Origin of the sequence: Phormidesmis priestleyi BC1401, from assembly GCF_001650195.1 — a bacterium.
GTDB classification, from domain to species: domain Bacteria; phylum Cyanobacteriota; class Cyanobacteriia; order Leptolyngbyales; family Leptolyngbyaceae; genus Phormidesmis_A; species Phormidesmis_A priestleyi_B.
Map to the genome: position 1 here is coordinate 12,447 of NZ_LXYR01000047.1, position 17,513 is coordinate 29,959.

The 17,513-nt window shown below is 48.2% G+C and carries 17 protein-coding genes; 4 read left to right on the forward strand and 13 right to left on the reverse strand.

What is annotated here, in order from left to right:
• The 8 genes from A8707_RS28445 to pstS all read right to left on the reverse strand — a co-directional run.
• A partial coding sequence (locus A8707_RS28445; RefSeq protein ID WP_074382541.1) for a tetratricopeptide repeat protein occupies window positions 1–1,648 on the reverse strand: 1,648 nt, incomplete at its 3' end.
• A gap of 336 nt (window positions 1,649–1,984) precedes the next feature.
• On the reverse strand, window positions 1,985–2,644 hold the full coding sequence (locus A8707_RS19805) for a Uma2 family endonuclease (RefSeq protein ID WP_068818936.1): 660 nt from the start codon (window positions 2,642–2,644) through the stop codon (window positions 1,985–1,987).
• 113 nt (window positions 2,645–2,757) lie between these two features.
• The gene (locus A8707_RS19810; RefSeq protein ID WP_068818937.1) at window positions 2,758–3,327 is read right to left on the reverse strand and encodes an HdeD family acid-resistance protein; all 570 of its coding nucleotides are present in this window, start codon (window positions 3,325–3,327) and stop codon (window positions 2,758–2,760) included.
• Window positions 3,328–3,448: 121 nt separating this feature from the next.
• Entirely contained in the window at window positions 3,449–4,276 is an 828-nt protein-coding gene (pstB, locus tag A8707_RS19815; RefSeq protein WP_068818938.1) for a phosphate ABC transporter ATP-binding protein PstB, read from the reverse strand.
• 3 nt (window positions 4,277–4,279) lie between these two features.
• Window positions 4,280–5,164: a phosphate ABC transporter permease PstA gene (gene pstA, locus A8707_RS19820; RefSeq protein ID WP_068818939.1), complete on the reverse strand. Its 885-nt coding sequence runs from the start codon at window positions 5,162–5,164 to the stop codon at window positions 4,280–4,282.
• Window positions 5,161–6,150 (reverse strand): phosphate ABC transporter permease subunit PstC, encoded by a 990-nt coding sequence (gene pstC / locus A8707_RS19825; RefSeq protein ID WP_068818940.1) that lies wholly within the window; start codon window positions 6,148–6,150, stop codon window positions 5,161–5,163. Before pstC ends, pstA begins: the two co-directional genes overlap by 4 nt.
• Before the next feature lie 4 nt (window positions 6,151–6,154).
• Window positions 6,155–7,921, reverse strand: coding sequence for an iron uptake porin (locus A8707_RS19830; RefSeq protein WP_068818941.1), 1,767 nt, complete (start codon window positions 7,919–7,921; stop codon window positions 6,155–6,157).
• A gap of 140 nt (window positions 7,922–8,061) precedes the next feature.
• Complete coding sequence (gene pstS, locus A8707_RS19835) at window positions 8,062–9,099, reverse strand: phosphate ABC transporter substrate-binding protein PstS (RefSeq protein ID WP_068818942.1); 1,038 nt, start codon at window positions 9,097–9,099, stop codon at window positions 8,062–8,064.
• A gap of 592 nt (window positions 9,100–9,691) precedes the next feature.
• Here pstS and A8707_RS19845 point away from each other — a divergent pair.
• Window positions 9,692–10,810 carry a hypothetical protein gene (locus A8707_RS19845; RefSeq protein WP_068818944.1) on the forward strand — a complete coding sequence of 373 codons (1,119 nt, stop codon included), beginning with the start codon at window positions 9,692–9,694 and terminating at the stop codon, window positions 10,808–10,810.
• A 64-nt stretch (window positions 10,811–10,874) separates the two neighbouring features.
• On the opposite strand, the gene A8707_RS19850 is transcribed toward A8707_RS19845, so the two are convergent.
• The 3 genes from A8707_RS19850 to A8707_RS19860 all read right to left on the reverse strand — a co-directional run bounded on the left by A8707_RS19850 (window position 10,875) and on the right by A8707_RS19860 (window position 13,363).
• Complete coding sequence (locus A8707_RS19850) at window positions 10,875–11,288, reverse strand: ExbD/TolR family protein (RefSeq protein ID WP_068818945.1); 414 nt, start codon at window positions 11,286–11,288, stop codon at window positions 10,875–10,877.
• Between the two features lie 81 nt (window positions 11,289–11,369).
• The gene (locus A8707_RS19855; protein ID WP_068818946.1) at window positions 11,370–12,074 is read right to left on the reverse strand and encodes a MotA/TolQ/ExbB proton channel family protein; all 705 of its coding nucleotides are present in this window, start codon (window positions 12,072–12,074) and stop codon (window positions 11,370–11,372) included.
• 200 nt (window positions 12,075–12,274) lie between these two features.
• Window positions 12,275–13,363 carry a glycosyltransferase gene (locus tag A8707_RS19860; protein WP_068818947.1) on the reverse strand — a complete coding sequence of 363 codons (1,089 nt, stop codon included), beginning with the start codon at window positions 13,361–13,363 and terminating at the stop codon, window positions 12,275–12,277.
• A gap of 332 nt (window positions 13,364–13,695) precedes the next feature.
• Between A8707_RS19860 and A8707_RS19865 the strand changes: the two genes are divergently transcribed.
• The 3 genes from A8707_RS19865 to A8707_RS19875 all read left to right on the forward strand — a co-directional run bounded on the left by A8707_RS19865 (window position 13,696) and on the right by A8707_RS19875 (window position 15,024).
• Window positions 13,696–13,941, forward strand: a complete 246-nt coding sequence (locus A8707_RS19865; RefSeq protein WP_068818948.1) for a DUF4926 domain-containing protein — start codon at window positions 13,696–13,698, stop codon at window positions 13,939–13,941.
• Between the two features lie 149 nt (window positions 13,942–14,090).
• Entirely contained in the window at window positions 14,091–14,708 is a 618-nt protein-coding gene (locus A8707_RS19870; protein WP_068818949.1) for a Uma2 family endonuclease, read from the forward strand.
• 91 nt (window positions 14,709–14,799) lie between these two features.
• Window positions 14,800–15,024, forward strand: coding sequence for a type II toxin-antitoxin system HicB family antitoxin (locus A8707_RS19875; RefSeq protein ID WP_068818950.1), 225 nt, complete (start codon window positions 14,800–14,802; stop codon window positions 15,022–15,024).
• 272 nt (window positions 15,025–15,296) lie between these two features.
• On the opposite strand, the gene A8707_RS19880 is transcribed toward A8707_RS19875, so the two are convergent.
• Together A8707_RS19880 and A8707_RS19885 are read right to left on the reverse strand one after the other, a co-directional pair.
• Window positions 15,297–16,394, reverse strand: a complete 1,098-nt coding sequence (locus tag A8707_RS19880; RefSeq protein WP_068818951.1) for a glycosyltransferase family 9 protein — start codon at window positions 16,392–16,394, stop codon at window positions 15,297–15,299.
• Window positions 16,395–16,399: 5 nt separating this feature from the next.
• A complete protein-coding gene (locus A8707_RS19885) occupies window positions 16,400–17,404 on the reverse strand; it encodes a glycosyltransferase family 9 protein (RefSeq protein WP_068818952.1) in 1,005 nt (334 codons plus the stop codon).
• Window positions 17,405–17,513: the final 109 nt, after the last annotated feature.

Sequence of the window (17,513 nt, forward strand, 5' to 3'; positions counted from 1 at the left end):
CTTTTGCTTTGTCATAACTCGCGATTGCCTCGTCATATTTCTGTAAGTTGGCAAGACTTATGCCCCGGTTATACCAGGCTGCATGGTCGTCAGGTTTGAACTCAATGGCTTTGTCATAACTCGCAACCGATTCGGGGTAGCGGTTTAAGAAAGACAATACATTCCCCTGAACCCCGAAGGTTATGAAGAGAAAATCCTTCACCCATTCAGCCTCTTCGAGATCAGCGTCAGACTTTAGCGTCAGTTGCTCTAACGAGTGAGCAATCTCTAACACTCTATTTAGGCAGCTAAGACTCTGGTGATATCGCTCTAGCCCATAGAGTGCGAACGCAAAATCACGCAACAAAAACACCATTTCTCCAGGCTGCCGCTGACTGAGTTGCAATAGAAGCCGAGCCAATCGTGGAATTCGCTCACCCACCTCAACCGCATAGCCTTTCCCTTCGATCTGCCCATCGCGAGGGTCTAAAATGCCTTCTCGAATCAGATAAGGCAAGGCTTTCCGAATGCGCCATTTCCATTTCCATAGCCACTGTCGCCACGTTCCTCCCGCCATCAGATGGGCAGTCGGCATAATGACAAATTTCTTCAGATCAACATTGAGACTTCGCAGCAAATCTACCGCATCATAGATAGACTTTGCCCCTTTGTGCCGTTTAACCGCTTCTTGATATCGCTTCTCCCAAGAGCCTCTCACGGTGCCCTGATAGTTTTGCGGGGTTAGCGGCAAGCTCTGATCTTTCGTCTTCTGCAAATTCAGCACGACATTTTTGAAGGTGCGATCGCTCTTCCGCGCCAATGCTGGAAAATTTTCTGGCGTTGCTTGAATGCCCTCAATATTAGGAGTGATTTGCTCAAACAGTTGAATGATCGTCTCATCTTCAACCTCAGCTATTTCATAAGCCTCAAATCGCTGCCATAGCTGCGGATACTTAGACCAGGCTAATTTATCAAATTCACTAAGTTTGCCAGGGGTCGGAGAATCTTGTTCATTCCTGGCGATCGCCAATACGCGAAGGCGATCGGCTCCGACAAACCGCTCATATGCCTCTAGAGTTCGCAGAAGCCGCTCTTGTAAAGGAATGATGGCAGGTTGCATCGGGTCGTCAACTTTAGGCGATTTGCGATCGCGCCCTTGCTCCATCTGCAAGTGCAAATCGTCTAAGAAAAACAAAATTTGCCGATTTGTACCCAGTCTATCTTCGGGCAACTCGTTGGGAGCCTCCAACCACCCTTGAGACTTCAGCTTCAAAACCGTCCATCCTTGCCGACTCATCCGTTCTGCAACCTCTGCGGCTTCCCGTGTTTTGCCAAGTCCGCTCCGCCCCAAAATCAAAACCCAGCCACGATCGTCTAGCCCTTGCCGAAGTTCTCGCTCAATATTTCGCCCTTCAACGCGCTGTAGGTAAGGAATATTATGATCTGCGAGTTCATCCGTGCGCCCTTCACCCATTAATCTCTGTAGGGTGACTTCATTTGGCTTGAAAACCTCAAACGGGAACTGATCCAACGAAACAAGCTGTTTACGCTGTTGTTGACGCAACCACCAAGCAAACTTGCCGATCGCCAATAATATTCCTGAGCCAAACACAAAGCCAATAAGGTCTTTGTTCGCAGTGAAGAATTGCAGGATGGGGCTTAAATCCACAAGTTCAACCCAGAATATTTTAGGCTTAAAAATAATTATAACCTTCGTCTCAAACTCTTCTAGCCTTCGCATTGTGTTTAATTCGATCGCTATAGGCTCAAGATCTAACGTTAAGGAGCGGGAATTTATTAAGGTGCAACTTCTCGGACTCAACTAGCGTGGATATCAGTTTGTTGATTGCTCCGTTTGAGTCGGCTTGTGCCCCCTAAATCCCCCATTCTGGGGGACTTTGAGCCAAGATTCCCGGTTTCAAAGTCCCCCAGAATGGGGGATTTAGGGGGCGAAGATCTCAGCCATGACCAATCAAGAGATTTGATTACAAGTTTTACAGGTTATTTAATCCACGCTCCTAAGCAGGTCTATCTGCTCTTTAACCCACTGACGAAATGCTTTTAGCGCTTTGTTTCTGCCAACAATTTTGCTCTCCCTCAAATATCGCGGGATCGCCTCGCTCAACGGTAAATTTGGAAAGATTGCGCTTTCTGGTGACTCTTCATAGCGATCTTGCCGCAGAATGTTAATTTGCAGATTTCCATTCTCAAACCGCCATAGCTCAGGCATCTTCAAGGCTGCGTAGATGCTGCGGTGAGTCCGAGAAGTCACGTCAATTTCGAGGGCTAAATCGGGGGGAGGGTCGATCGAGAGATCCAGTCGTTTCTTACCTCGAATGGCTGGCTCATTCTGAATATAAAAGCATTGGTCAGGCTCGATTCCTTTCATCATCCCTTCACTTGTGTAGGTGGTAGAACCCAAACTCCGAAACTCAACGTCTAATTCTTCTAAAAGATCTTTGATCAAATCCCCGATAATTTCTTTATTATCTTCATGTTCGGGCAGAGGAGCTATGATTTCTAGCAGTCCATTCTCATAAGCGATCCGAGCGGCGCGATGTTCGCCTAGCTCCTCTAGAACTCTTTCAAATTCCTGCCACGTGATGTCTTGCAACACCACTCGTTGCCCTGGTGGAATTTGAATTCGACTGAGTTCTAATAGCATTTTTTACTTTAGAGAAATCGCTGATTCCATTCTAGGAGTAGAGACAATAGAAAGCCCGATCGCTCAGATTTCTCTAGCAGCGATCGGGCTTTCTAATTCGCTTGTGTGAACGTCTAAGTTGAGCTTGCAGTCGGTTGGCTGTCTGCAGCGTGAGGATTTAACGCCAAACCTACTCGTGAGATGCCCGTAAACAGAACGCTGGCTCCAACCAAAGTTCCTAATAGCCAGGGCGCATCAAACGGAAACTGAAACCAAATCATGCCGCCCAAAATCAGAGTGATGATGCCATTGCCTAGCACCCAGGTCCAGTTTTGCTGAGGACGTAATCTGAACGCCAGAATTAGCTCAAATGCGCCTTCAAATAGCAAGAAGCTGCCAAGCAAAACGGTAAGCGTCAACGTGCCTGTTAGAGGTGAAATCAGTAACATGATTCCCGTTGCAATGTAGAGGATGCTTAACAACAGTTTCCAGACAAAGCCGCCTTCTTGACGAGTTTGAAACGCATAGCCAAACTTTGCAAATCCTGCGGAGAGAATAATCAACGCAATCCAGGTTTCAGCGACGATCGTTGAAAATCCTGGCAGAAAGATTCCAACTAATCCCAACACTATTAAAAGAATGCCAATCCACAAAGAAGATTTATCGCTTGTCTTGTTCGCATCGGGCGAAACATTGGTTGTCATATAAGAAATTTTCCCATACATGATTGAATCTCCCATTTAGACTAGAAGACTTCTCGTGGATTAAGTAGCTCCTTAAGATAGAACCTCGATCGTATCAAAGTCCGACTTTAGCGATAGACGATCAGCCAAATCGACCTTCGACATAATCTCTGGTGCGAGGTTGAGAAGCCTCCATAAAAATCTGGGCTGTAGAGCCAAATTCGATCAGTTGACCGATGCGACTTTCATCCGTGCTAAAGAACGCAGTGTATTGAGAGACGCGAGACGCTTGCTGCATATTGTGAGTCACGATCGCGATCGTCAATTCTTGCCGCAAATGGTCGATCAGTTCTTCGATTTTCATCGTGGCGATCGGGTCGAGGGCAGAACAGGGTTCGTCCATTAACAGAATTTTTGGCTTGACAGCCAGCGCACGGGCAATACACAATCGCTGCTGCTGTCCACCCGACAACCCTAACGCTGATTTGTTGAGGTTATCTTTGACCTCGCTCCACAGCGCGGCGCTCTTGAGAGCAGATTCGACGGTTTCATCAAGACTGGATCGACTGGGGCGACTGTAGACTCTCACCCCATAAGCTACATTGTCGTAAATGCTGATCGGGAAGGGATTTGGCTTCTGAAACACCATGCCAATCTGGCGGCGCAACCGATTGAGATTGACCTGACGGCTGTAGATATTTTGACCAAAAAACTCGACTTGACCTTCAACGCGCACGGTTCCTTCAAGTTCGCTGATGCGGTTGAGTGCTTTGAGAAACGTCGATTTGCCGCAGCCAGATGGACCGATAATGGCGGTGACTTGTCCTTGATAAATGTCCATTGAGACGGACTCGATCGCTTTTTGACTGCCATAATAAAACGCCAAATCTTTGACGCGCAGTGCTGGAGTCATTCCACTTGCTGTAGGAGATGAGGGGTCTGTTGCTGAATCGTGAAAACTAAACTGCATAATCTAACGAATCTTAAAACGATTAGAAGTGACAATACGAGATGCAACGTTAACGAGTAAAACAATTCCGACGAGAATCAACGATGCAGTCCACGCTAATGTATTTTGCTCGGCGTAAGCAGAACTTGCATAGTTATAGATCAAAACGGATAGGGAAGCCGTCGGGCTAGTTAATCCTTCAAACCAGTTTTGGCTAAACAGTGCCGTGAATAGAAGCGGTGCCGTCTCTCCGGCTGCTCGTGCAACCGCAAGCAAAACGCCTGTGGTAATTCCGGGTAATGCAGTTGCGATCGTGACTCGAAACACGGTTTGAAATCGGCTTGCCCCTAGAGCAGATGATGCGAGTCGCAGAGAAGTTGGCACTAACTTCAAAGCTTCTTCGGTCGCTAAAATGACGATCGGCAGCATGATCACCGACAGGGCAAACCCGCCTGCGAAGGCTGAAAATCCTTTAAAGGTGAGAACCACCACGGCATAAGCGAAGACTCCGACGACGATCGACGGCACGCCGCTCAACACCGTTACAACAAAGCGAATCAGGTGAGCGATCGGGCTTCCTTTGCTGAACTCTGCCAGGTAAATTGCCGTCAATACACCGACTGGAATGCTGATCAGAGAGGCAATTCCGACCATGATCACAGTGCCCACGATCGCGTTTGCAAACCCGCTTGGTAAACCTTCCATCCCTACGGGGGCAGGGAGACTGGTCAAGACTTCCCACTTTAGATTAGGGATGCCCTGACGCAGAATTTCAAACAAGATTGCAAGCAGCGGCAGCAGTGCCAGTCCCGAAAGCAGGAACGCGATCGTGGTCATTCCTCTGCTAAATGCCGTTCGTGCAGGAGACAAGGGGCGATATAGTTCTTGAGTGATTGAGGTCTCTTTCATGCTTCGCCCGGTTTGAGGAATTTCACCAGAACGATCGCCAACATATTCACAATCAACGTTAAAGCGAACAGAATCAGCGCCAGATACATCAACGCGCCGATGTGCAGCCCATCACTCGCTTCCGCAAACTGATTTGCCAACAGTGCTGGAATGGTGTTGCCTGGATTTAATAGCGAAGTGCTAATCTGATCTGAGTTGCCAATCACCATCGTCACCGCCATCGTCTCGCCCAACGCTCTGCCCAATCCCAGCATTGCCGCTCCTAGAATGCCAGAGATAGCGGAGGGTAACAATACTCTAAAAATAGTTTCCCACTGCGTCGCCCCTAACGAAGCTGATGCAGTGCGTAGCTCTTTTGGAATCGCAATTAAGACCTCTCGACTAATTGCTGCGATCGTCGGCAAGATCATAATCGCTAAAATAATGCCTGCAATCAACATACTCGGACCCGCAGGCTCAGAATTAAAAATAGGAATCCAGCTTAGATGCTGAAAAAGCCACTGTTGAACTGGCTGTAAGAATGGGATGAGTACAAAAATTCCCCACAGTCCGATAATCACGCTGGGAATCGCTGCAATCAGTTCGACTACGAATGCGATCGGCGATCGTATCCACGGCGGCAGGAAACGTTCACTGGTCACGACTGCAACGGCTAGCCCAATGGGTAAGGCAATGATAAGCGCGATCGCCGAACTCACCAGCGTCCCATAAATGTAGGGCAATGCACCAAAGGTCAGCTCGTTAATATCCCAGTTTTGAGTCCAAAGAAAGCCAAAGCCAAACTTCTCGATCGCGGGTTGCGCTTGGCGAAAAATCACCCAACTCATCCACCCTAAAACGATCACGACAGACATTGCAAACCCCTGAACAAGCCAGGTAAACCCTTGATCAATGAAAGAGTTGTGCCCATCTTGGTTCGCAAGATTGACATCATTTAGACGGTCTCGATCGATCAGGTTTTGAGCAGGTTCAGGGGTTGCAGTCATGGGTTTAGAATATGAAGGTTGTCCGAATAGTGCCAACATACTCAGTGCTGTTGCCGTTGTTGTGCTCCGGGTTAAGGATCACTAACAAACCTGGCGTAATCGAGATGTTGTCATTGATGAGATAGCGATAAAAGCCCTCCACATGGAGAGACGTATCGAGATCGCGACGACGCGCAGAGGTGATCACCTGATTTCTGATGCCATAGTCATTGCTTGTCACTTTAGGAGGCTGACCAATAACAATGCCTGCCAGGTTGCCTTCTTTTAAGAAGTCAGGAAACGCGAGCGTCACTGCCCAGTTCCAAATGTCGGCTTTGTCGCCGCGATTCACGATCGGGTTAGCACCTGCGCCCTGCTGCCGTGCTTCTGCGCGGGTATAGCCACCCCACGCTGAGAGAATCATGCCAGGGCTTAATCGAAAACTTCCTTCAAGTCCGAACGCATTTGAAGCTGTATTGCTGCCATTGAAGGGGTTGTTGGCAAATCCGCTGCCAGTGCCGCCTGTGACTCCAGCCCCCCCGACGTAGTAGGAATTCACATACGTGAAGCCGAGACTTAACGCGGGTGTTGGCTGAAATACGAGCTGCCCCAATGCGCCATAGCTGCCGTTAAACAAGCCTCTGCTATTAGTAGGGTCACTTGCGGTTGCGGTGGGCACCAGGTAGCCCAAAGAAAGCGTGAGTTTGTTGCCGAAGGTGAATTCAGGACCAAATCTGTGGTTCAGAACCAATCCGGTGCCCGCGCTGGCGCGATAGATCGGGTTAAACCGCCCGAAGCGAGAAATCGAGCCATTGGCGCTCGACTCGGTTGGGCTGAGCGTAGGCACGATGTCGTTATATTCTAAACCGTCGTTATTGCCTGTGCCGATAAAAACATTCGTTTGAGCACCGAGCGGGAATCGATATTCAAGTCGAGAGAGTTCAACGGCGTTGCCATTATCCCCGTCAAATCCCAACCGGGTCATGTTAGTGCCTGTTGTGGCAGTATTAAACGAAACGGTGTTTCTGGCTTGTAGCCGAGTTCTCAACCGATCTTTTCCTGAGAAACTCGTGTCTAAGTTGAGCCGAACCCGATCGCTGAAGATCGTGTTGTCGCGCACACCTCGCCCACCGGGAAGAAACCCGTTGATCAACGTGTTTCTAGCGGCAACCGTCCGTGCGTTATCGACTTGACGCTGCTGGTCAGAATTGAGCGACCGATCGCCACCTTGTACGCCACTGATTGCAAAGATGATTTCTCCATTCAGCTTAGTGGTGGTGGAGAATTGCTGTTTTTCTAAAGTGGTGGTGCGAGCTTCAAGAGCATCGACTTGACCGCGCAAGGTTGCCAATTCAGTCGCAAACTCTTCTTGCAGCTTTTGCAGCGTGGCTAAGTCTTCTTTCTTCACTAAATCAGCCGTGGAAGCCGCGATTAGCTCGTTGACGCGATCGAGACACGCATTCAGCCCTGCCGCAAACTCAAAGCGAGTCAGGGCGCGATTGCCGCGAAAGGTCTTGTCGGGATAGCCCACAATACAGCCATAGCGTTCGACGAGCGATTGCAGCGCTTGAAACGCCCAGTCGGTGGGTCTGACATCCGAGAGCTGCGACACGGATGTGACTTGACCCAAAATCACCGAAGGATTGGCGGGCAGAGTCTCGATCGACGTTGAATCGTTAGCTAAAACGGGGTTAACAGAGGTCTGCGCGGAAGCAGAAGAAGCGATCAGTGTCGTCACACCCAACAGGATTGGGGTCACTAACAGAGATCTCCAGGTAATGATTCGAGACATTTCAACTCCTCACACGAATAAAGATTGAAAAAACAAAGGTTGGAGAATGACGATCGAGTCAGTGAACTGCTGACCGATCGCATAAAGATCGTTTGTAGGAACATTTCGTAAAACACTCCTACAAACAATCAACTTGATGACTAAGGCTTCACTTCATTCTTCACAGCTTGCAAAGCGCGAGTCGCCGTTTCAGTCGGAATGCGCGTGTACTCAAGCCCGTTGTTGAACGCCTGACCATCGGTTAGCACCCACTCAACCCACTTTTTCATCGCCGCTGATTTTTCGGCATCATATTGCTTATAGACCATCATCCAGGTCAGCCCCGTGATCGGGTAGCCAGACTTAGGATCGCCTTCAAACACTCGGAAGTTAGCGGGAAACACAATGGTCGAAAGCGCTTCGTTTGCCGACTCAACTGACGGCATCATGAATTCGCCCTTTTTGTTCTGCACCTGAGCGACCGACAATTTGTTTTGCTTGGCGTAAGCATACTCAACGTAGCCGATGCTGTTTGCAGTGCGAGACACCTGAGCCGCTACGCCTGGGTTTCCTTTGCCTTTAATGGGGTTGGTCGTCCATTTGGGAGCCGTGCCAACGCCCACTCTGCCCTTAAAGTAGGGGCTGATTGCACTCAGGTGATTGCTAAAGATAAACGTAGTACCGCTGCCATCGGCGCGCACGACACTTTTGATTTCTGCATTGGGCAGATTCACACCTGGATTGTCTTGCGCGATTTTAGGATCGTTCCAGCGAGTAATGCGACCTGCAAAGATTTCGGGCAGGGCTGTGCGAGAAAGTTTGAGGTTAGAAACTCCTGGGAGATTATAAACCACGGCAACTGCGCCGCCTGCGGTCGGCACCAAAAGCACACCCTTTCCAACTTTTTTGATGTCGTCATCGGTCATCGCAGCATCACTGCCGCCAAAATCGACTACACCCGCAATGACTTGCTTAATACCGCCACCGCTGCCGATCGCTTGATAGTTGACCTTAATATCAGGATTTTTTCTCTGAAACTCAGCGATATAGCGCTCATAAAGCGGAGCCGGGAACGTTGCCCCTGCCCCATTTAGCGTAACGGCTTGAGCGATCGCCGTCAAAATCGGTGCAAAGGCAACCGCTACGGTGACCACCGAAGTGGTCAATGTTCGACGAAAAGCAACTGTTGAAAAAGCCATCGTACCGTCCTCAAGCAAAGGCTGATTAGAAATTGAGTGATCAAACAAACAATCTCTGTCAACCCTACAATTTAATTGGTTAAGTACAAACAAACGGATCAATAAATAATCGTTAACTTTCGGTAAAGTTCAGTTTAAGAAGACATTTGACCGTGATTTGTTTAGCAGTTTGGCTCAAATCAATTGTTTTCTTATGGTCATTGGCAACGTTTTTAGATACAATCTGTTCTAGGAATTGATCACATAAGTTTAAGAGCTTACAAAGCCCGTCACGTAAAGGGCGCAGAACCATCCAATGAGCTTGAACTAGGCGATAGATTTTCAGTTTAGCAAACAGCTACTTGTGCTGTGTAGATAGTTTTTAGAGTGTCTGTTCCTGAAGTTTCACATCTCGATCTTTTAACGTGAGCCTTAGAGCCGAGATAAAGCAAAAATGTAGGTTTACAGAATTACAGAAAGCACGATCGCGACAGTAATCAAATCAATTTGAATGGAGACAGATTCGTTTTCTAACCTTATAGAAAATTGTTTGATTTGAAGCGATCGCTTTGCCAGAGTTTTAGATTGCAGTCCCCTATTCTCAACAACAGCTATGCAGAGCGAATTTGGAAAACTTCCATCAATGCCTCAATTTTCTCCCTTGAATAATCTGCCTGCTCCGGTGAGGGCACTGGTGCGACCGATGTTGTTTGCCTCAGTGGGGCTTCATGCGCTATTGCTGTTTGTGCCCTTCCCTAATGCAAACCAGGAGTCAAAGCCGCCTCAAGAAAAGACGGTCAAAGTCACGCAACTGCCGTCTACATCCAAAGTTACAGGAGCCAAACCCACCGTTAAGCCGTCACTGGTTCCCAAAAGTCTAGTCGTTCCTAAGCGTCTAATTTCTCGACCTCAGAGCGCAATTCCGCCCATTCCTTCGCAAACAAAACCCGTCCCCACTGAGTCGGCACCTCAAAAGGTTCAGCCCGCAAGTGCAGCAGAGCCACCGTCTGCGGCTGATCCTAATAATCCGCTCAATACCTTCCCCCATTTCCCAGGCGCACAGCCCGGATGTCTGGGCGTTCCTTCCTGTTATGCGACGGGCAAAGACTTAGCGATCGTCTCCAGCTATTTTGAGAAAGAACTTCCCAACAAAAAATACACGGTTCAGCCAAGTCCGCCTGAGAGCGATCGTAAGGTTTACGAGATTTCAAAAGATGGCACGAAACAGTTTCTCAGCTTGATTTTTGATGGCACTTCGACTTTATATGTGTTGGCAGATGCCCCACGATCGTTTGCCGATTTGCAAAAAACAGTTCAGATTCCCCCTGAATTCACTAACAACATTTTGTCGCAACTCTCGCAGTCGGTGAGCGGCTCTGAGTTGTCGAGCGACCTCAATCCGACCCCGGACATTTTTGCTGATCCCAACTCATTTTTTACGAGTTTAGGCGGAGCCGATGCTCAAGGCTTTGAAGTTGCCGCAGAAACAAATCCAGAAGTTGAAAGTCTCAAGCTCGTTCAAGGAAAAACGCCCCCCCAGCTATTCAGTAGTTTCTTTAACAGCAACCTGCAAAGTAACGGATTTGAGTCAACGTCGATCGCTGGCGGTTACGGCGGAGGAGACTTATATCAGATTAAAAAAGGCAGTTCTAAACCGTTTTATCTGAATCTGGTGCCGACAAAAGACGGGGCATCGACGATCGTAGTGGTTTGGCGCAGTCAACCTGTTTAGTTGCTCCTTCTCCTTGGAGAGGGTTGGGGTGAGGGAGAATTCAGTTTTATTAAATCCACGATCCTTAGTTGGCTTCGATCGCCAGCGACACCCGATCGCCCCCTACATCTCGCATGGTTCCTAACAGCTTCACCACTTGCTCGTAGGGAATTTTGTCAGCCGCTTTCAAGATCACAGCCCCTTTAGGATTTTGCACTAAATAAGACTGCATTCGCTGAGATAATTCGGCTTGAGACACCGTTTTATCATCTAACAAAATTTCGCCTTGAAGATTGAGACCGATAATTAACGGATCGGGTTCTTTTAACTCAACCGCCCCAGCACTGGCACTCGGTAGCGTTACGTTGACCGTTTGCTGCGTGGTCAACGTCATTGCAATGATGATGAAGAATGTCAAGATCGTCATCAATACATCCATCATGGGCACCAGATTGACTTCTGGCATTTCTGATTTTTTTTGCTGTGATTTAAATCGCATTACTCACATCAGACTAGATTACACGGGCTTCAGCATTCCCAAATCAGTTGTGATTTGAATGAGCCAACACTTTAGAATTGATTAACTGTCAAGCAATCTGACGTTGCTAGCAGTAGAGTAGTCGCCATGATTAGGCTGAGTCATGTGATGAAAGGTCGGCTCATACCAAATCTCACGGTAGATGAGTTCTAGATCGCTGCCAACGCTCGAAAAATAATCAATTTGGCGAGATTGCAGCGTTACCATGACTCGAAAGATGGATAGAGAGATGATCGCCACGATCATTCCTGCTGCCGTTGTAATCAAGGCTTCACCGATCCCTGCGGCGGCTTTGGTGGTGTCAGCAGATGTGCCGCCGCCGCCGATTTTTAGGCTGGCAAAGGTAGCAATCAGTCCGGTGACGGTTCCTAACAGACCTAACAGAGGCGCAATTCCAACGACTGATTCGAGCAGTTTGTCGCCTTTTCGCATCTGAACAAATTCTCGATCGGCAGCCGCTTCCAGAGCTAGCCGAAACGTCTCAGGAGTGGGTTGCTTGAGCTTGAGCGGAGCTAACAAAAATCGCCCGATTGCCAGATCTTGAGCTTGACTCGCAATTTCGGCAGCTTTAGACAAATCAAATCGAGCCGCTTCCATCACATCGTGCACAACTCGTTCTTCCTGGCTCATCAATCGGAACCAAAACCAGGAGCGCTCTAAACCACAGGCGATCGTGGCGATCGACAACCCCACCATTGGGATCATTGTTGGTCCACCTTTGACGATCGTTTCAAATAAATTAGACATATCCCGGCACGTTACTTTTTAAACACAAAACAGTCACACCCCTCGCTAGAGTAACTGACTTCCTCTATGAACCTGGTTAAATGAGGGTAAGGATTGAGTTATCTGGACTTTAAGAAAAGCTGAAATCGATTTTAGTTAACGCTCCCCGATTCGCCTGAGATTCGTTTCAAAATAGGTGAAGGCATCGCGGAAACATTCTCTTAATCTTGGGGTCGAGGAACTTTCAGTCGGGGCGATCGCTCCTCGTTCAATACTTTCTGCCAAAGCTGTTCATACTGTGCGGTCATCACGTCTACGGTGAACTGATCCAGCGCCATTTTTCGCGCTCGTTGACCCAACGCAGTTCGCAACGGTGGATTATCTCGAAGTCGGCGCAGTGCGATCGCGAGTCCGTTCACGTCATTTTTCTCAATTAATAATCCCGTTTCACCGTCGATGATAGCTTCGGGCATACCACCCACGCGAGTTGCAATGACCGGACGACCTGCCAACATTGCCTCAACCATTGCTAACGGAAAGCCCTCTGATCGAGACGGCATCGCGACGACATCAAACTCAGCCAAATGATCACGCGGATTTTCGACCCAGCCGTGCAGTTTGATGCGATCGCTGACTCCCAGTTCTGCTGCTAACTGCTCTAGTGACTGACGTTGATCGCCTTCGCCGAGAATAATGACGCGAACCTGTTCGACTTGAGCGATCGCTCTAATCAGAATATCGTGCGCTTTCATCGCGTCGAGTCGTCCAATACTTCCGATCGTCATCGTTTCTTGAGTGGGCAAAGGGTTCTCACCCAGGTCTGGAACTCCATTGGGAATCGAGATCACACTGTTTCGACCTAGCGCATAGAAGTCTTCCATTCGTCGGGCGCTGGCTTCACCGACGGCGACATGGGCATCGACTCGTAGTGATAAAAATCGGGTTCGCCAAAGCTCGATCGCATCGGTGGTTCGCAACGGCAACTGATCGACTCTTACAACACGAGTATTTGGAAGCGATAATGCAGCGATGAGTCCTAAAGAACAAGCCCAAGGAGTACAAAGGTTAACGTGAATGATATCAGGTTGTAAATTCCGAAATGTTGTGAAGTGAGAGAATAGTTTCTCAGGCAAGACGATTTGATTGGAGTGAGGACGACCTTTAGCGATCGTATTCACAACTGATTCTGAAACGCCAACGATAGTTAAATCAATTTCACTGGATGCCGTCGCAACTAAGTGAGCCAAACTAATCTCAGCCCCACCAATGCCAGTAGAATCAGTGTAGATAACAACTTGTAGACTATTCATAAGACCGATCGATACGCGTTCGCACTGAGTGAGACAGATAACCTTGGTAGGTTGCTCATTTTTAACTACGCTATTCTAGTGCAAGATAATGCCATGAGATGCCGCAAGTGAAACTGCCTCTCGACACCTATATTGCTTGAAGCCAAGCTGACTCGATATCTACTTAAACTATTACCAGAAGATGATAAATCACAGTTCCTGGCAAGAGCAGGCTATACCCAGGAGACCTGGCTCAACGGGGTAGTGTTGCATGTAGTAACGATTTGGATGACTGAATTTCCATCACACGCGCCAAATTTATTACGCTCTATCCAAACAAAGAGAGTTAAGCAATGAAATTTGAACTTTTCAAGCGAGTGGCACGCTGCGAAGACTTACCTCAGCACAGTCTACGCAAAGATGATGTAGCAACGGTTATAGACTATCATCCAGCCTCTGATGAAGATGGTTATGGCCTGGAAGTGTTTAACGCTGTTGGGGATACGATCGCAGTCCTCACTGTTGCCGCCTCCCAAATCGAACCCTTGTTGCCGGATGAAGTTCTACACGTTCGAGCTTTGGAAGAAACAGCCCGATGAATTGGTAATGCTCAAGAGTTGACCACGCCTCACTATGCCAATCGCGTTACTCATCTCCATCGTTCGATCGTAGAATTGACTTATTCTCCATGAGTCAAGCTGCGCTCTTTTAACGTTTTGCACGACCGATCGCAAATCAGGTAACTCCTATGATTCAAGCACTCCAACAACCTGTCACATTCGATGAGTTTATTGCTTGGTATCCAGAAAACTCAGACACTCGCTATGAATTACGCAATGGAGTCATCGTCGAAATGCCGAAACCCAGAGGCAAGCATTCAGATGTTGAAGGATTTTTGAGCGGTTCTTTGTTCGTTGAGATTAGCCAGTCCCAACTCCCTTACTTCATCCCAAAAGAGTGCGTGATTCGCTCAGAGGACGCAGAATCTAGCTATGAACCAGACGTAATTGTGCTAAATCGACACACGATCGACGCTGATCCTAGATGGGCAAAAGAGTCGGTCATTACAAAAGGTCAGTCTGCCGTTCTGGCGATCGAAGTGGTGAGTACAAATTGGCGAGATGACTATCACAAAAAGTTTGCAGACTATGAAGCGCTCGGCATTGCAGAGTATTGGATTGTTGATTATTTGGGGTTAGGCGGAAGACAGTTTATTGGTTCTCCTAAACAACCCACGCTTTCTGTTTATGAATTAGTAGAAGGGGAATACGAAGGGCAACAGTTTCGAGGAAGCGATCGCATCGTTTCGCCAGCGTTTCCCAACCTAACGCTCACGGCTGAACAAGTCTTTGCAGCAGGGATTTAACTCGAAAGAAATTCTAAGGCGATCCTATAATCAGTCTTTACAGCCGCGAAGCCTCGTACACCCATTAAATTTATACAATCCTCTCAGATCTATGTCTTACCCAATCAACGTTGTAATCGAGAAAGATGTAAATGGCTACTATGCGTACTGTCCGCAGCTTAGAGGTTGCCAAACTCAAGGAGATACTCTGGAGGAGGTGCAAGCCAATATCAAAGAGGCTGCCGAACTTTATCTAGAAACCCTTTCTGAAGCAGAGAAGCAAGCACTCCAAAACGAAGAAATCACGACCATGCTTTTAGAGGTGCAAGTTGCCTAGACTGCCTCGTCTTACTGCTCAAGAAGCTGAAAAGCTTTTGCTGTTGCAAATCGAAGGAAGCCATCATATCTATTTCAGATTGCAGAATGAATGAGTTCGTTCAGATACCCAAAATCGGCGTTGCTGAATCGATCGATGAAGCACAGATTTTACCCTCACCCTAGCCCTCTCCCAAAAGGAGAGGGGACAGGAGTTCTGGCTCCCTTCTTCCCAGGGAGAAGGGTTAGCGAGGGCTTGCCCAGATTTGTGAGGAGGGCATTTTATATCTGCATTCAGCAACGCCTCAGAAGCTCTAGACCAGCCGCTACAACCTGCTCAGGAGCGATGTCTAAACATTCCAAATGATAAGGGCAGGTGAAGGCATAACAAGGCCTGCAAAACGTGGGCTGACGCAGCAGGATTGATGGATTGTCTCGCGATCGCCATTGAGATTCTAACTCGGTGCCTGAAAACAAAATCACGCTCGGCGTGCGAGTCGCATCGGCAAGGTGCATCGTTGACGTATTGTTGCTCAACATCAATCGCGCTTTTGCAATCAATGCGGCTAACTCTGATAAGTCAGTTGCGCCAATCAAATCGATCGCCCATTCCCCCAAGATTTTTAATAGTTCACTGCTATTTGCTCGGTCTTTCTCAACTCCGGTCACGACGACTTTCCAGCCTGTGATTTCTGCGAGTTGACGGGCAGAAATCGCGAAACGATCGGACGCATAATTTCGCGATTGGCAACTTGTCCAGGGGTTGAGCAATAGAAACGGATCGTCGTCAGCTAATCCAAATTGATTTAAGCGATCGCTCACACTTCTTTGAGCAACTTCTGGGATTTGAATCGTGAGACTGCGATCGCTAACCTCAAATCCGACTGACTCGATTAAACGCAGATTGCGATCGACTTGGTGAATATCATCGGGTGCCGCTGCGACTTCGTGAGCTAAAGCAGTTCCGCCCATTTCCTTCGATTCACCTAACCGGAGAGGAATCTCCGCCAAGCCACACAAAAACCCGGCTGGATGAGGAGACTGATTAAAACTCGTCAAAATAATCGCCGCATCAAACTGACGATCGCGCAACGTTTCCACTAACTGCCATTCTCGCGCTGGGTCAAACTCCAATCGCCCCAAATCCTGCCAGAGAACGCGCCGCGTCATCACCTCATCTACCCACGGCAACAGCGGAGCCGCCAACGACCCGCCTGGACTCGCCATCAGCGTTAGTTTTGCATCAGGTAGATTTTCCTTCAGCGATCGCATCGTCGAGCTAGTCATAATCACATCGCCAATGTTATCTAATCGCATCACCAACAGATTGCGAACAGATGCCCAATCGTGACTGATTACATGAGTTGAATCAAACAAGTCTACCGAAATCATACGAGTTATACCGATTGAGGCTGACTATGAGCTTTGAGTAACGAGCCGCAGCTTGCCATGACTCGATCGACAGAAATCTCGTCTAAGCAAGTATTCCACTGCTCAAAAGGACAAATCCCGTCATACCAACAGCGCTGCATCGTGAAGTTTTGAATGATTCGCTCCGGGCACTCTGGATAGCCCTGCAAGTTGATATGCGGAGCCGATTGACCATATCGCCCCTGCCAAGACGGACCAAACAACGTAATCGTAGGAACGCCCAGCACGGCTGAAATCCGAGCCGAGCCTGTGTCTGAAGCAAGCGTTAAATCAGCTTGAGACATCATCGCAGCGAGTGCTCTGAGAGTTCCTAGTTGCCAGACTTGGGCAGTTCCTCCGATCGAGCTTACAATCTCAGTCACCGAGTCTGCGTTTGACCCGATCGGAACCACGATCGAGGCTCCATATCGCTGCTGTAATTCTCGCCCTACCCGAATAAAATTCTCGGTTGACCATTGTTTAATCGGCATCCCCGAATCGGGATAGAGAACCACGATCGGGCGTTTAATTTCCCCTAATTTTTCTCGTGCGTCCTGCTGTTCCTGTGGCGTTACGTGTATCCGAGGATCTGAGATCGCATCCGAGTGGATCAGTCCTTCATTTAGAAGAATGCTGAGAAAGCGATCGCTGACAAATTCGTCAGAGGGTGGCGATCGCCATAAATTTGTGACAACGCGACTAGCCTCACTCTGATGAATGATTTGATCAATGCCGTCGTAGTTGGTATCAGAAACGATCAAATTATAGGGTTGTTGACTGAGAAGAGTCTCGATCGCACCTCCTGCCTGACCCTTTTGAGCCATTTCGACTCGATGAATCAATGGATCAGTAGTGAGCAGTTCTCCTCCTGCAAACGTGAGAACGGTTAGCTGTGCATCAGGATGCGACCGTCCTAACGCCTGAATTGCAGCCAAAGCAATCAAAACGTCACCGATTCCTCCCAATAGTTCAATAAACAGAATCTGATTCATTCAATCTCTCAAATTCACTGCTTGAACTTTATTAAGTCGCGATCGCAGACTGCACCTACCCAAAGGTTAATTTCACTTCGCAAACGCAAAAACCCCCGAATTCATTAAC